This is a genomic window from Mycolicibacterium mageritense, assembly GCF_010727475.1.
In the GTDB taxonomy this organism is placed as follows: domain Bacteria; phylum Actinomycetota; class Actinomycetes; order Mycobacteriales; family Mycobacteriaceae; genus Mycobacterium; species Mycobacterium mageritense.
On record NZ_AP022567.1, the window covers coordinates 4353516 to 4366843 of the forward strand.

Sequence of the window (13328 nt, forward strand, 5' to 3'; positions counted from 1 at the left end):
CGCGCTCGGATTGTTGACGGCAGCGACCGGGCTGGGGGCGTGGGGACTGATCTGGGCGACTCGCACGCCGCTGCCGGGCCTGTCGAATCCGTACTGGCGATGGGAGTCGGTGAGCACTTCCCGCATTACGTCCTGGACGGTAGTCGCCGCCGTGGTCATGCTGATCGCAGTCGCCATGGCGGTTCGGTCGGCAAGTTGGCGGCTGCTGCCTGCCATCGTCGTGCCTGTCGTTGGCTTGTTGGGACTTGTGCAGCTCGTGGGCCACGACTTTTTCCGCTTCTACTCTGTGATCATCACGAGTTTCAACCCCTCGCAACAACTTCCAGCCACGATGGCCACCGTGCTGCTCGCCGGAGCCGGCGGCGTCGCCGCCTTGGCAGGTGTTGCGGCCCGCATCGGTGGGTCGCGTGCTTTGAGGAGCGGCGCGGTCGTGGGCCTGGTCCTAGCGATCGTGGCTGCTGTGACCGTCATTCGGAACGCGAAGCCGGACCTTGATTCATCGACAGCAGCAGCAGTGCCCGTGCCCCCGGTTCCGGCTGCGTTGTCAGAGGGCCAGATCTTCACATTGCGTTCGGACTTCACTCGGCCTGACGACAGTCTGGCTTTCGGCGTCGGCTACACCGTGCGCGCGGCCGGTCCGGGATTCGTGGTTCGTGAACCCAGGGGAGTTCGCGCCTACGACAGCTCGGGCGCCGAACGATGGCACTACATCCATAGCGGAACACCCGAGCTGAGGGTCCAAGAGTTTCGAGTATTCGACGGCGGAGAAACCGTAGTTCTCTTGCTGACGACCGAAGTCCCTCACTCCGGCTGGGTAATAGGGCTCGACGCCATGACCGGGCAACGCTTATGGAGCAGCGGTGACCAAGACGTGGTGTCGGCGATGGCGGAGTACCGGCATGCGGCGACCGATGATTCTCCGATTCACCTTGCCGCGCATCACCGTGAGGAGATCGTTCGTTTCGACAGTCGTACCGGACAGCGGATGTGGGCAGTGGACGTACCCGAGGACAGCCAGCCCATGGATACCGGTGCAGGCGTCGGCTATCTCACCGGCACCATGCACAACGGTCGAGCGACCGTCCGATATGTCTCAATCGACCCGACGTCAGGATCCGTTCAACGCGATTTTGTGGTCAGCGAGTACGCACTCAGTGACATCGCCCATCGCGATCAATTTCCTGATACCTACGTGCGGGGGTTGGAACACGCCGGGCGCAACGGGTTTGCATTCAGGGATCGCGTGAACCGGGCGATCTACGTCAATGGGGTCACCGGTGTGGCGACTGAATTCGACGGTGAGGTGCACGCCAGCGATGAGCGAAGTGACGACTTCATCGTCGAGAAGCAGGATGCACGCGGGGTGCCGTACGGCCACGAACTGCGCAGTGCTCCAGACGGTCGGGTCCGATGCACATTCGGCAGTGAGCCGATGTACAACTCGGCGTGGCTGGCCGACCAGATCCTCAGCGGCTCCGGTGACGAGCCGGCACGGCTGTACTCGCGCGCCGAGTGCCGCCCGCTACCGACCACGGTGTCTCCGGTGAATGTCGAGTATGTTGTCGCGCCCGGTGTTCTCCTGGCGGTCAACGACTCGCGCAACGGCCTGGTCATCGAAGGGTACCGGTAGAGGCCGCATTACAACTCTTGTGCAGTTGTCGCGAAACTGTAACACTGGGGGCATGAGTGATACGCACGTCGTCACCAACCAGGTTCCGCTGCTGGAGGACTACAACCCTGCGACATCTCCGGTGCTCACCGAGGCCCTGATCCGGGAAGGTGGGGAATGGGGTCTTGACGAGGTGGTCGAGGTCGGCGCCCTCAACGGCAGCAGGCAGGTGCAGCGGTGGGGTGAGCTCGCCGACCGCAACCAGCCGATCCTGCACACCCACGACCGCTACGGGCACCGGGTCGACGAGGTCGAGTACGACCCCGCCTACCACGAGCTGATGACGGCCGCGATCAAGCACGGTCTGCATGCCGCGCCGTGGGCCGACGACCGCGAAGGCTCTCACGTGGTGCGGGCGGCGAAGACCTCGGTCTGGACCGCCGAGCCCGGCCATATGTGCCCGATCTCGATGACGTATGCGGTCGTGCCCGCGCTGCGGTTCAACCCGGAGCTGGCCGCGACTTACGAGCCGTTGCTCGCGAGCCGGGTCTACGACCCCGAGCTGACGGTGCCGTCGACGAAAGCCGGTATCACCGCGGGCATGTCGATGACCGAGAAGCAGGGCGGCTCCGACGTGCGCGCGGGCACCACGCAGGCCACGCCGAACGCCGACGGCAGTTACTCGCTGGTCGGCCACAAGTGGTTCACGTCGGCCCCGATGGGTGACATCTTTTTGGTGCTGGCGCAGGCTCGCGGGGGCGAGCGAAGCGACGGGGAATCGTCCGGCGGTTTGTCCTGCTTCTTCCTGCCTCGGGTGTTGCCCGACGGCACCCGCAATCGGATGTTCCTGCAACGGCTCAAGGACAAGCTGGGCAATCACGCGAACGCGTCCAGCGAGGTCGAGTACGACGGCGCCACGGCGTGGCTGGTGGGTGAGGAAGGCCGCGGGGTGAAGACCATCATCGAGATGGTCAACCTCACCCGGCTGGACTGCGCATTGGGCAGCGCGACCAGCATGCGCACCGGCCTGGCGCGTGCCGTCCATCACGCGCAACATCGAAAAGCGTTCGGCGCCTATCTGATCGACCAACCGCTCATGCGCAACGTGCTGGCGGATCTGGCGGTCGAGGCCGAGGCCGCGACCATGCTGGCGATGCGCATGGCCGGGGCCACCGACAAGGCTGTGCGAGGGGACGACCGCGAGGCGTTGCTGCGCCGCATCGGCCTGGCGGCGGGCAAGTACTGGATCTGCAAGCGGGCCACTCCGCACGCCGCAGAGGCGATGGAATGCCTGGGCGGCAACGGTTACGTCGAGGAGTCGGGCATGCCGCGGCTCTACCGCGAGGCCCCGCTCATGGGAATCTGGGAGGGCTCGGGAAACGTCAGCGCGCTGGATACCCTGCGCGCCATGGCAACTCGGCCGGACTGCGTCGAGGTGCTGTTCGACGAGCTGTCCAAGACCGCGGGCCACGATGCCCGCCTGGACGCCCACGTCGCCACACTGCGCGACGATCTGCAGGATCTGGAGACCATCCAGTACCGGGGCCGCAAGGTGGCGGAGGACATTTCGCTGGCCTTGCAGGGCGCGTTGCTGGTGCGCCACGGGCATCCCGCCGTCGCGGAGGCGTTCCTTGCGAGCCGGCTCGGCGGCCAGTGGGGCGGTGCGTTCGGCACGCTGCCCACCGGGCTGGATCTCGCGCCGATCATCGAGCGCGCCCTGGTGAAGGGATGACCGTTCTTGCCGAGCAGTCCCCCGCAAGCGGGGGGTGCCCCCAGCGCAGGTGCCCTGAAACTGCTATTTGCGGGTACTTACATGTCTACTCGTGGGAAGGGGTGACCACCGCATGAGCGTCGACTTCGACCACCTCAAGACGATGACCTACGAGGTCACCGATCGCGTCGCGCGTATCACGTTCAGCCGCCCCGAAAAAGGCAATTCGATCGTCGCCGACACTCCGCTGGAGCTGGCGGCCTGTGTGGAACGCGCCGACCTCGATCCTGCGGTGCACGTGATCCTGGTGTCGGGCCGCGGCGAAGGCTTTTGTGCCGGTTTCGATTTGAGCGCCTATGCCGACGGCACCGCGTCGGCGGGCGGTGACCATCACGGCACGGTGCTCGACGGGAAAACCCAGGCGATCAACCACCTCCCGGACCGGCCCTGGGATCCGATGATCGACTATCAGATGATGAGCCGGTTCGTGCGCGGCTTCTCCAGCCTGATGCACTGCGACAAACCGACCGTGGTCAAGATTCACGGTTACTGCGTCGCGGGCGGTACCGACATCGCGCTGCACGCCGATCAGGTCATCACAGCGTCCGACGCCAAGATCGGCTACCCGCCGATGCGGGTGTGGGGCGTGCCCGCCGCGGGTCTGTGGGCGCACCGGCTGGGCGACCAGCGCGCGAAACGCCTTCTCTTCACGGGGGATTGCATCACCGGAGCGCAGGCCGCCGACTGGGGCCTCGCCGTCGAGGCGCCCGAGCCGGAGCACCTCGACGAGCGCACCGAGCGTCTCGTCGAACGGATCGCGGCCATGCCCGTCAACCAGCTCATCATGGCCAAGCTGGCGTGCAACACCGCGTTGCTGCAGCAGGGGGTCGCGACCAGTCGCATGGTCAGCACGGTGTTCGACGGCATCGCCCGCCACACCCCGGAAGGGCACGCCTTTGTCGCCGACGCCCGCGAGCACGGGTTCCGCGAAGCCGTGCGCCACCGTGACGAGCCCCTGGGTGACTACGGACGCACGATATCCGGAGTCTGACGATGCCCGCGCTCAACCGGATGACGGCCCGGTCGGTGGTGCTCAGTGTGCTGCTGGGCGCACATCCGGCCTGGGCGTCGGCGGCCGAACTGGTCCGGCTGACAGCTGATTTCGACATTCGGGAGCCGACGCTGCGGGTCGCGCTGACCCGCATGGTCGGCGCGGGTGATCTGGTGCGGTCCGACGACGGCTATCGGCTCTCCGAGCGGCTGTTGGCCCGGCAACGGCGCCAGGACGCCGCGATCAACCCGCGGCTGCGCGAATACCGCGGGGACTGGCTCACTCTCGTGATCACGACGGTGGGCAACGACGCGAGAACCCGGGCGTCGTTGCGTAACACGCTGCAACAGAATCGGTTCGCCGAGCTCCGCGAGGGCGTGTGGATGCGGCCGGACAATCTCGACCAGGAGCTGCCGCAGGAGATCACGGGCCGGGTCCGGATCCTGCGCGCGCGTGACGACGACCCCGTCGGGTTGGCAGGCACGCTGTGGGATCTGCCCGGCTGGTCTGCCACCGCCCACCGACTTCTCGACGAAATATCCTCCGCACCAGACATTCCCGGTCGATTCGTGGCCGCGGCAGGCATTGTGCGGCATCTGGTGACCGATCCGGTGCTGCCCGACGAACTGCTGCCCGAGCCGTGGCCTGGCGCCGCACTGCGCGCCGCGTACACCGACTTCGCCGCCGAACTCGTCGCGCGGCGCGACAATCCCGAACTGATGGAGGCGACGTGAGCGAACCCGTGCGGATCGAGCGAAACGGTGCGGTGACCACGGTCATCATCGATCGGCCGCAGGCCCGCAATGCCGTCAACGGTCCCACGGCGGCCGCGTTGTTCGCGGCTTTCGACGAGTTCGACCGCGACGACACCGCATCGGTGGCCGTGTTGTGGGGTGATGGCGGGACATTCTGTGCCGGAGCGGATTTGAAGGCGTTCGGCACTCCCGACATGAATCAGACGCACCGCACCGGCCCTGGGCCGATGGGCCCGAGCCGGATGGTGCTGTCCAAACCGGTGATCGCGGCGGTGAGCGGCTACGCCGTCGCGGGCGGCCTCGAGCTTGCGCTGTGGTGCGACTTGCGGGTCGTCGAGGAGGATGCCGTGATGGGCGTCTTCTGCCGCCGGTGGGGGGTGCCGCTCATCGACGGCGGCACGGTGCGCCTGCCCAGGTTGATCGGGCAGAGCCGCGCCATGGATCTGATCCTCACCGGACGCGCCGTGGAGGCCGCGGAAGCCCATGCGATCGGCCTGGCCAACCGCGTGGTGCCGAAGGGCCAGGCGCGTGAGGCGGCGGAGGAGTTGGCCGCTGAGCTGGCCCGGTTGCCGCAACAGTGCCTGCGCGCCGACCGGATGTCCGCTCTGCGTCAGTGGGGTGAATCCGAGGAATCGGCAATGGATTTCGAGTTCGGCAGCCTGGCCAAGGTGGCAGAGGAGTCGCTGGCCGGAGCCAAACGGTTCGCCGACGGCGCGGGCCGCCACGGAGCGAGGGCCTGAGCGGTTTTACGACCGCCAGCGCTCCCAGGCGGCTTGTTTGGAGGTGCCCGACACTTCGGCGACCTGGGCCCACGAGTTGGACGTCGCCAGCAGTCGCGCCGCCACGCCGACCTTTTCACCGGCGTAGGAGACCACGCGGAGCAACTCACCGAACGCCTCGCGATTGCCCCGGGTGCTCAGCTCGTCGATACCCCGGTAGATGAGCGCTGCCAATTCGTCCTCGCTCATGGCGGTCAGCGACGTATCGGGGTCTGCCGGCATACGGGCATTCTACGGCGGCTACGCGGCCGCCACGTCGAGACGCAACTCGGCGTCGGTCGAGTCGAACGACCGGGACCAGGTCGTCCCCGGCCATCGGTAGTGCACCACGCCGGAATCCGGCCGATAGTCCGCGGTGTACAACGTGCCGAAGCCGTTGGCGTAGTCGGTGCTGCGCAGCGGGGCGCGAATGAACTCACGGGCCAACGCATCTGGGTCGGGCTCAGCGCGCAGCAACGCCATCAGGTGCTTCTGGCGTTCGACGCTGCGGAAGCGCTTCGCGTGTGCGGGGTCGTCGGGCCGGTCGAATCGATGGTTGGTGGCGAACGGGATCTCGCGCACCTCCATCGGGCGGTCCGGCGCGACGTATGCCGTGCGGTGACAGCCTGTCCGGTCTGTCAGGGTCAGGTTGTACGACATCGCGACGGGTATGCCGGATAGTGCCGAAAGCGCGTCGGGCACGGTGCCGGCAACCTCCAGCAGATACCGCACCACCAGCGGAATCCCGAACCCCGGGCCGTGGCCTTTGGCGCCGCCGAAGGTCAGCGACACCGCGAGCCCGTCGGAGTTCATGCCGTCGAGCAAGCCCCACAGGCAGTCGCTGGTGCCGATGACCTCACGCCCACCGAGTCGAGTGGTCAGCACGACCTGTTCGAACAGCGCGGGGTGATAGTCGTAGTTGCGGATGAGCGCCCGTGTCCCGCTGTCGATGACGACTTGCGAACACGCCGGCGCGAATGCGGGCATGTTCCAGTGCGTGAGCATCGCGGCAGTGGTGGGATCGCCACCCGTCAGTGAGACCAGGTGCTGCCAGGTCGGATGCAGTTCGGGCAGGTGCCGCAGCAGGGCGGCTTCGGCCTGCGTGGCCGTGGGGCGCTCGCCGGTGCCCGGACGCAGGTACCACGACCGGTATCCCGGCCAGGTGGCGTCGTAGAGCGCGCGCCACCGCGGTCCGGGAATGTCCTCGCGGAATGCGTGCAGGGAGATGGATTGAAACACCATGCGTCAAGGTTTACTTGACGACATGGTGGGCGTCAAGGAAACCTTGACGTGAGTTGGATAACCCGGCGTCAGCCCTTGCTGACCGTGTTGTTGCTGCCGGTGTTGTTGACCTTCGGGTCGCCCGCCTTGTACGTGATGGTGTTGTTGAAGCCGAGGACCGCGAGATCCTTGTCGATCTTGTCGAACGTGATCTTGTTGTCCGACCCGCCGATGTTGACGCTCGCGCACGTGCCCTTGACGGTCAGCGTGTTGTTGGTGCCGCCCACCGTCAGGGATTTGCCGTCGGCGCAGTCCAGATCCGTTGTGGTCCCGACAGATGCGTAGTTGATGGTGTTGCCCACCTCGACGTTGAGCCCGGAGGAGCCCGCGGTCGCCGACGGCGTATTGGTGTCCTTGCTCTCGGATCCACAGGCGGACAAGGCCAGAACTGTGCTCGCGGCCGCGATACCGCCGACGATCCTGATGTGGTTGGTGGTGAACATCGCATTCTCGCTTTCTCGTCAGGCGGGAACCCGGTCGAGTCGATTGGTCATGCCCAACTCGCGGCCGCGGTCGACCAGGATGGGATCGCCGTTCTTGAAGAACACCGTCTGGTCGTAGCCGTACACCGTGATGTCGTTGATGACATTGTCGGCGACCACGATGTTCGACGAGCCCTGCACCGTGACCGCCCAGCAGGTACCGAGTGCGTTGACGGTGTTCCCGGTGCCGTTGACGAACAGGGTGGAACCGTTGCAGTCCAACGTCTGTGTGATGCCCTGGCCGGTGACGTGGGTGTCCCCGTTCTTCGCCGACGCCACGGGCGTGCCGAGGCTCAAGATCAGTGGTAACGCCCCCAGTCCGACCACCGACACCCGTCGCGCAGCTGTCCATCCCACGGTGTTCCCCTTCCGAGTTCGATGTCACGAAGATTACGTGGCGACTCGGCAGACGCGGCAGGGCTTGGTGAGTTCCACCGCGGTGACCATGGAGTCGCGGGAGTTGAGGCTGGTCGGTACGGTGTTTTCGATGCGTCGGCGTGTTGTGAAGGCTGCTGTCGTGGCGGTCACGGCGTTGGTGACCGCCACGGGGTGTTCGCACACCGTGGCCGGGGAGGCCCGGCGGGCCCAGGCCGACACCGCGGATCCCGACCGCAGCTTCGGCTACGTCGACGACAGGTGCGGATTGCTGGTCGACAGTTCGATCCAGGAACTGCTCCACGCGGACAACGTGGTGCGGCCCTACAGCGGTGCGGTGTGCCAGTACGTGTTGTCGCGGAACGGCGCGGGTCCGTCGCCGATGATGATCGACGTCGTCTTCTCGTGGTTCGAGAGTGGCACCTTGCAGCGCGAACGCGCGTTGGCGCAGGAGCGGGGGGCCAAGATCACCGACACCGTGGTGGAACGGCGGGAGGGATTTCTCGCGCGTCGCGATGTCACGGGCGCGGCGTGCGCCGCAACCGCTGCGGCCGGTTCGGGCGTGCTCAGTTGGTGGGTCCAGTTCCGGGGCCAGAACAGCGGAGACCCGTGCAAGGACGCGGAGCTGTTGCTGTCGAAGACGCTGCAGTCGGAGCTCTGACATGGCTCGTCGTACGCGTGTGGGCGCCGTCGTCGCCGGCGCCGTCCTGGGCGTCGTGCTCGCGAGTGGGTGCGGCAGCCCGGATCAGCACGAACAACCGGCCCCGTCCAACGCGCCCGGCAGCGGTTTTCACAGCGCTGATTGCAACGGCGTGACCGATGCCGACGTCAACAAGGCCATCGGCACCGCGATGTTCACCAAGGCGGTCGTGAGCGACTCGGGCTGCTTCTGGCAGGAGAACACGGTGCTCGGCACGTTCGGTGCCGGCATGGGCATCTCGACCTGGTGGTACCGGGGCAGCGACATGGACACCGAACGCACCCTTGAGCAGCGAGCCGGCCGCACCCTGACCGAACTGTCGATCGACGGCAACAAGGGTTTCAAGGCCTTCGACGCCAACGTCTGCAGCATCTATGTGGCCAAGGGTCAGGACGTCATCACGTGGTCGATCCAGTCGATGAATCCCGCGATGCTCCCCGATCTGTGCACCGTCACAGAACAACTCGCCAGGCTCAGTCAGGACCGCGTCAACTGACCCAGGCGGTGCCGAACGGGCTAGAGTTTCACGGCGGCCCAACACCGGGTCGACGTTCGATCCGAAGAGGTACAGCCCACATGTCAGCTCGGCCCGAGCCGCATCCAGTAGGCGGCCGGCCTCGCGCGGCGCGGACCACCAAGCTGAGTCGCGAGATGATCGTCAACGCGGCGCTTACGTTCCTCGATCGCGAGGGCTGGGACGCGCTGACCATCAACGCGCTGGCCAATCAGCTGGGGACGAAGGGCCCATCGCTGTACAACCACGTGCACAGCCTCGAAGACCTGCGGCGCACCGTCCGGATGCGGGTGATCGACGACATCATCGCGATGCTCAACACGGTTGCGCAGGGGCGCACGCGCGAGGATGCCGTGGTCGTGATGGCCAGCGCGTACCGCAGCTACGCCCACCACCATCCCGGCCGGTACTCGGCGTTCACGCGGATGCCGTTCGGTGGGGACGACCCCGAGTACTCGGCGGCCACGCGTGCCGCGGCGGGCCCGGTTATCGCGGTCCTGGCCTCGTTCGGCCTGGAAGGGGAGGACGCCTTCTACGCGGCGCTGGAATTCTGGTCGGCACTGCACGGGTTCGTACTGCTGGAGATGACGGGTGTGATGGACGACATCGACACCGATGCGGTGTTCACCGACATGCTGCTGCGGTTGGCCTCCGGAATGGAACGTCGCTAGTCCTTGTCGCACGGGGTAGTGTTGACCTGCGATTAGTCGGTCGCGGACGAGTTTGGATCGTCGCGGTCGGCCCTGGTATTGTGGTGGATCGTGCCTGGCCGGAAAGACGCATGCGGCTGAGTCGTTTCGCAAGCGTGCCCGCACGCCGGGCAAATTCGCATGTCTAACACGCATCGAAATTTCTTCGGTGTGGACGCGTGCGACACGCCCGGCCGCGGGGTACGTAACCGGGGGATAACTGCAGTACAGAGAACTTAAAGAACTCCAGAACGACTCAGAACGACGTAGCAACACAGAGAAAGCCGGTAGATGCCAACCATCCAGCAGCTGGTCCGCAAGGGCCGCCGCGACAAGATCGCCAAGGTCAAGACCGCGGCCCTCAAGGGCAGCCCGCAGCGCCGCGGAGTGTGCACTCGCGTGTACACCACCACCCCGAAGAAGCCGAACTCGGCGCTTCGGAAGGTCGCTCGTGTGAAGCTGACCAGCCAGGTCGAGGTCACCGCCTACATCCCGGGCGAGGGCCACAACCTGCAGGAGCACTCCATGGTGCTGGTGCGCGGCGGTCGTGTGAAGGATCTGCCGGGTGTGCGCTACAAGATCATCCGCGGTTCGCTCGACACCCAGGGTGTGAAGAACCGCAAGCAGGCCCGCAGCCGCTACGGCGCGAAGAAGGAGAAGAGCTGATGCCGCGCAAGGGACCGGCGCCCAAGCGCCCGTTGGTCAACGACCCGGTCTACGGATCGCAGCTGGTCACCCAGCTGGTCAACAAGGTTCTCCTGCAGGGGAAGAAATCGCTGGCCGAGCGCATTGTCTATGGTGCGCTCGAGCAGGCCCGCGACAAGACCGGCACCGATCCGGTCGTCACCCTCAAGCGTGCTCTCGACAACGTCAAGCCGGCCCTCGAGGTCCGCAGCCGCCGCGTCGGTGGCGCGACCTACCAGGTGCCTGTCGAGGTTCGTCCGGACCGGTCCACCACGCTGGCGCTGCGCTGGCTGGTGAGCTTCTCGCGGCAGCGCCGGGAGAAGACCATGGTCGAGCGGCTGGCCAACGAGATCCTGGATGCCAGCAACGGCCTGGGTGCGTCGGTGAAGCGGCGCGAGGACACCCACAAGATGGCCGAAGCGAACCGGGCTTTCGCGCACTACCGCTGGTGATGTCCGCCCTTGCGGGCATCCAGCGTCGGGTGCGGCGAGGGCGCAATCGAACACCTAATCAAGCAAGCGAAAGAGTGGGAAGACTTCCGTGGCACAGGACGTGCTTACTGACCTGAGCAAGGTCCGCAACATCGGCATCATGGCGCACATCGACGCCGGTAAGACGACGACGACGGAGCGCATCCTCTACTACACCGGCGTCAACTACAAGATCGGTGAGACGCATGACGGTGCGTCGACCACCGACTGGATGGAGCAGGAGCAGGAGCGGGGTATCACCATCACCTCGGCTGCCGTCACCTGCTTCTGGAACGGCAACCAGATCAACATCATCGACACCCCCGGGCACGTCGACTTCACCGTTGAGGTGGAGCGGTCGCTGCGCGTGCTCGATGGTGCGGTCGCCGTGTTCGACGGCAAGGAAGGCGTTGAGCCGCAGTCCGAGCAGGTGTGGCGGCAGGCCGACAAGTACGACGTCCCGCGTATCTGCTTCGTCAACAAGATGGACAAGCTGGGCGCGGACTTCTACTTCACCGTCCAGACCATCAAGGACCGCCTCGGCGCGAAGCCGCTCGTGATCCAGCTGCCGATCGGCGCGGAGAACGACTTCGAGGGCATCGTCGACCTGGTCGAGATGAACGCCAAGGTGTGGCGCGGCGAGACCAAGCTCGGGGAGAGCTACGAGACCGTCGAGATTCCCGCGGACCTGGTCGAGAAGGCCGAGCAGTACCGCAGCGAGCTGCTGGACACCGTCGCCGAGACCGACGAGGCCCTGCTGGAGAAGTACCTGGGCGGCGAAGAGCTGACCATCGACGAGATCAAGGGTGCGATCCGCAAGCTGACGGTGTCGAGCGAGCTGTACCCGGTGCTGTGCGGCAGCGCGTTCAAGAACAAGGGTGTGCAGCCGATGCTGGACGCCGTGATCGACTACCTCCCGTCGCCGCTCGATGTCGAGTCCGTCAAGGGCCACGTCCCCGGCAAGGAGGACGAAGAGGTTCTGCGCAAGCCGTCCACCGACGAGCCGTTCTCGGCGCTGGCGTTCAAGATCGCCGTGCACCCGTTCTTCGGCAAGCTCACCTACGTCCGCGTGTACTCGGGCAAGGTCGAGTCCGGCGCGCAGGTGGTCAACGCCACCAAGGGCAAGAAGGAGCGGCTGGGCAAGCTGTTCCAGATGCACGCCAACAAGGAGAACCCGGTCGAGTCGGCCGCCGCCGGTCACATCTACGCGGTGATCGGCCTCAAGGACACCACCACCGGTGACACCCTGAGCGATCCGAACAACCAGGTTGTGCTGGAGTCGATGACCTTCCCCGATCCGGTTATCGAGGTGGCCATCGAGCCCAAGACCAAGAGCGACCAGGAGAAGCTCGGCACGGCGATCCAGAAGCTCGCCGAGGAAGACCCGACCTTCAAGGTGCACCTGGACCAGGAGACCGGCCAGACCGTCATCGGCGGCATGGGCGAGCTGCACCTGGACATCCTGGTGGACCGCATGCGTCGCGAGTTCAAGGTCGAGGCCAACGTCGGCAAGCCGCAGGTGGCCTACCGGGAGACCATCCGCCGCAAGGTGGAGAAGGTCGAGTACACCCACAAGAAGCAGACGGGTGGCTCGGGCCAGTTCGCGAAGGTGCTCATCGATCTCGAGCCGTTCACCGGCGAGGACGGTGCCACCTACGAGTTCGAGAACAAGGTCACCGGTGGCCGCATCCCGCGCGAGTACATCCCGTCGGTGGATGCCGGTGCGCAGGACGCCATGCAGTACGGCGTGCTCGCCGGCTACCCGCTGGTGAACCTGAAGGTGACGCTGCTCGACGGCGCCTACCACGAGGTCGACTCCTCGGAAATGGCGTTCAAGGTGGCGGGTTCGCAGGTGCTGAAGAAGGCCGCGCAGGCTGCGCAGCCGGTCATCCTGGAGCCCATCATGGCTGTCGAGGTCACGACACCCGAGGACTACATGGGTGACGTGATCGGCGACCTGAACTCCCGCCGTGGTCAGATCCAGGCCATGGAGGAGCGCAGCGGTGCGCGCGTCGTCAAGGCGCAGGTTCCGCTGTCGGAGATGTTCGGCTACGTCGGCGACCTCCGGTCGAAGACCCAGGGCCGGGCGAACTACTCCATGGTGTTCGACTCGTACGCCGAGGTTCCGGCGAACGTGTCGAAGGAGATCATCGCGAAGGCCACCGGCCAGTAGGTCGGTATCCTTCGGGACCGCACAACTGAACACATCAACACTGCTTAAGTACAAGCACCAACACAGTCCAGGAGGA

At 65.9% G+C, this 13328-nt stretch carries 15 protein-coding genes; 11 read left to right on the forward strand and 4 right to left on the reverse strand.

From position 1 onward, the window contains the following. Positions 1 to 157 precede the first annotated feature (157 nt). From G6N67_RS20870 to G6N67_RS20890, 5 genes are all read left to right on the forward strand, one after another. Positions 158 to 1630, forward strand: coding sequence for a BamB-related PQQ repeat family beta-propellar protein (locus tag G6N67_RS20870; RefSeq protein WP_235684139.1), 1473 nt, complete (start codon positions 158 to 160; stop codon positions 1628 to 1630). Between the two features lie 52 nt (positions 1631 to 1682). Continuing rightward, the gene (locus tag G6N67_RS20875) at positions 1683 to 3341 is read left to right on the forward strand and encodes an acyl-CoA dehydrogenase family protein (RefSeq protein WP_110798335.1); all 1659 of its coding nucleotides are present in this window, start codon (positions 1683 to 1685) and stop codon (positions 3339 to 3341) included. A 112-nt stretch (positions 3342 to 3453) separates the two neighbouring features. Next, positions 3454 to 4371: a crotonase/enoyl-CoA hydratase family protein gene (locus G6N67_RS20880; protein ID WP_036429183.1), complete on the forward strand. Its 918-nt coding sequence runs from the start codon at positions 3454 to 3456 to the stop codon at positions 4369 to 4371. A gap of 2 nt (positions 4372 to 4373) precedes the next feature. Further along, positions 4374 to 5105, forward strand: a complete 732-nt coding sequence (locus G6N67_RS20885) for a PaaX family transcriptional regulator C-terminal domain-containing protein (protein WP_036429181.1) — start codon at positions 4374 to 4376, stop codon at positions 5103 to 5105. Further along, a complete protein-coding gene (locus G6N67_RS20890) occupies positions 5102 to 5866 on the forward strand; it encodes a crotonase/enoyl-CoA hydratase family protein (RefSeq protein ID WP_036429179.1) in 765 nt (254 codons plus the stop codon). The genes G6N67_RS20885 and G6N67_RS20890 overlap by 4 nt, the downstream gene beginning before the upstream one ends. A 6-nt stretch (positions 5867 to 5872) precedes the next feature. Here the strand turns inward: G6N67_RS20890 and G6N67_RS38985 are convergent, their stop codons facing one another. From G6N67_RS38985 to G6N67_RS20905, 4 genes are all read right to left on the reverse strand, one after another. Next, positions 5873 to 6127: a hypothetical protein gene (locus tag G6N67_RS38985; RefSeq protein ID WP_036429178.1), complete on the reverse strand. Its 255-nt coding sequence runs from the start codon at positions 6125 to 6127 to the stop codon at positions 5873 to 5875. A gap of 18 nt (positions 6128 to 6145) precedes the next feature. Continuing rightward, complete coding sequence (locus tag G6N67_RS20895; RefSeq protein WP_063835095.1) at positions 6146 to 7126, reverse strand: C45 family autoproteolytic acyltransferase/hydrolase; 981 nt, start codon at positions 7124 to 7126, stop codon at positions 6146 to 6148. 68 nt (positions 7127 to 7194) lie between these two features. Further along, positions 7195 to 7608: a DUF3060 domain-containing protein gene (locus G6N67_RS20900; RefSeq protein ID WP_036429176.1), complete on the reverse strand. Its 414-nt coding sequence runs from the start codon at positions 7606 to 7608 to the stop codon at positions 7195 to 7197. Between the two features lie 18 nt (positions 7609 to 7626). Beyond that, a complete protein-coding gene (locus G6N67_RS20905; RefSeq protein ID WP_230022126.1) occupies positions 7627 to 7980 on the reverse strand; it encodes a DUF3060 domain-containing protein in 354 nt (117 codons plus the stop codon). A gap of 154 nt (positions 7981 to 8134) precedes the next feature. Here G6N67_RS20905 and G6N67_RS20910 point away from each other — a divergent pair, with 154 nt between their 5' ends. From G6N67_RS20910 to fusA, 6 genes are all read left to right on the forward strand, one after another. Beyond that, positions 8135 to 8683, forward strand: coding sequence for a DUF3558 domain-containing protein (locus tag G6N67_RS20910; RefSeq protein WP_036434429.1), 549 nt, complete (start codon positions 8135 to 8137; stop codon positions 8681 to 8683). A gap of 1 nt (position 8684) precedes the next feature. After that, on the forward strand, positions 8685 to 9218 hold the full coding sequence (locus G6N67_RS20915) for a DUF3558 domain-containing protein (protein ID WP_036429174.1): 534 nt from the start codon (positions 8685 to 8687) through the stop codon (positions 9216 to 9218). 80 nt (positions 9219 to 9298) lie between these two features. Continuing rightward, complete coding sequence (locus G6N67_RS20920; protein ID WP_036429172.1) at positions 9299 to 9907, forward strand: TetR/AcrR family transcriptional regulator; 609 nt, start codon at positions 9299 to 9301, stop codon at positions 9905 to 9907. Between the two features lie 309 nt (positions 9908 to 10216). After that, the gene (rpsL, locus tag G6N67_RS20925; protein WP_007167812.1) at positions 10217 to 10591 is read left to right on the forward strand and encodes a 30S ribosomal protein S12; all 375 of its coding nucleotides are present in this window, start codon (positions 10217 to 10219) and stop codon (positions 10589 to 10591) included. Beyond that, entirely contained in the window at positions 10591 to 11061 is a 471-nt protein-coding gene (rpsG, locus tag G6N67_RS20930) for a 30S ribosomal protein S7 (protein ID WP_036429170.1), read from the forward strand. Before rpsL ends, rpsG begins: the two co-directional genes overlap by 1 nt. An 88-nt stretch (positions 11062 to 11149) precedes the next feature. Next, on the forward strand, positions 11150 to 13252 hold the full coding sequence (gene fusA, locus G6N67_RS20935) for an elongation factor G (protein ID WP_036429168.1): 2103 nt from the start codon (positions 11150 to 11152) through the stop codon (positions 13250 to 13252). The last annotated feature ends 76 nt before the right edge of the window (positions 13253 to 13328 follow it).

Coding starts and splice junctions, on each gene's coding strand:
- rpsG (WP_036429170.1), top strand. CDS start 10,591: ATGCCGCGCAAGGGACCGGCGCCCAAGCGCCCGTTGGTCAACGACCCG.
- G6N67_RS20885 (WP_036429181.1), top strand. CDS start 4,374: ATGCCCGCGCTCAACCGGATGACGGCCCGGTCGGTGGTGCTCAGTGTG.
- G6N67_RS38985 (WP_036429178.1), bottom strand. CDS start 6,127: ATGCCGGCAGACCCCGATACGTCGCTGACCGCCATGAGCGAGGACGAA.
- G6N67_RS20910 (WP_036434429.1), top strand. CDS start 8,135: ATGCGTCGGCGTGTTGTGAAGGCTGCTGTCGTGGCGGTCACGGCGTTG.
- rpsL (WP_007167812.1), top strand. CDS start 10,217: ATGCCAACCATCCAGCAGCTGGTCCGCAAGGGCCGCCGCGACAAGATC.
- G6N67_RS20870 (WP_235684139.1), top strand. CDS start 158: ATGCTGATCGCAGTCGCCATGGCGGTTCGGTCGGCAAGTTGGCGGCTG.
- G6N67_RS20920 (WP_036429172.1), top strand. CDS start 9,299: ATGTCAGCTCGGCCCGAGCCGCATCCAGTAGGCGGCCGGCCTCGCGCG.
- G6N67_RS20875 (WP_110798335.1), top strand. CDS start 1,683: ATGAGTGATACGCACGTCGTCACCAACCAGGTTCCGCTGCTGGAGGAC.
- G6N67_RS20900 (WP_036429176.1), bottom strand. CDS start 7,608: ATGTTCACCACCAACCACATCAGGATCGTCGGCGGTATCGCGGCCGCG.
- G6N67_RS20880 (WP_036429183.1), top strand. CDS start 3,454: ATGAGCGTCGACTTCGACCACCTCAAGACGATGACCTACGAGGTCACC.
- G6N67_RS20915 (WP_036429174.1), top strand. CDS start 8,685: ATGGCTCGTCGTACGCGTGTGGGCGCCGTCGTCGCCGGCGCCGTCCTG.
- G6N67_RS20895 (WP_063835095.1), bottom strand. CDS start 7,126: ATGGTGTTTCAATCCATCTCCCTGCACGCATTCCGCGAGGACATTCCC.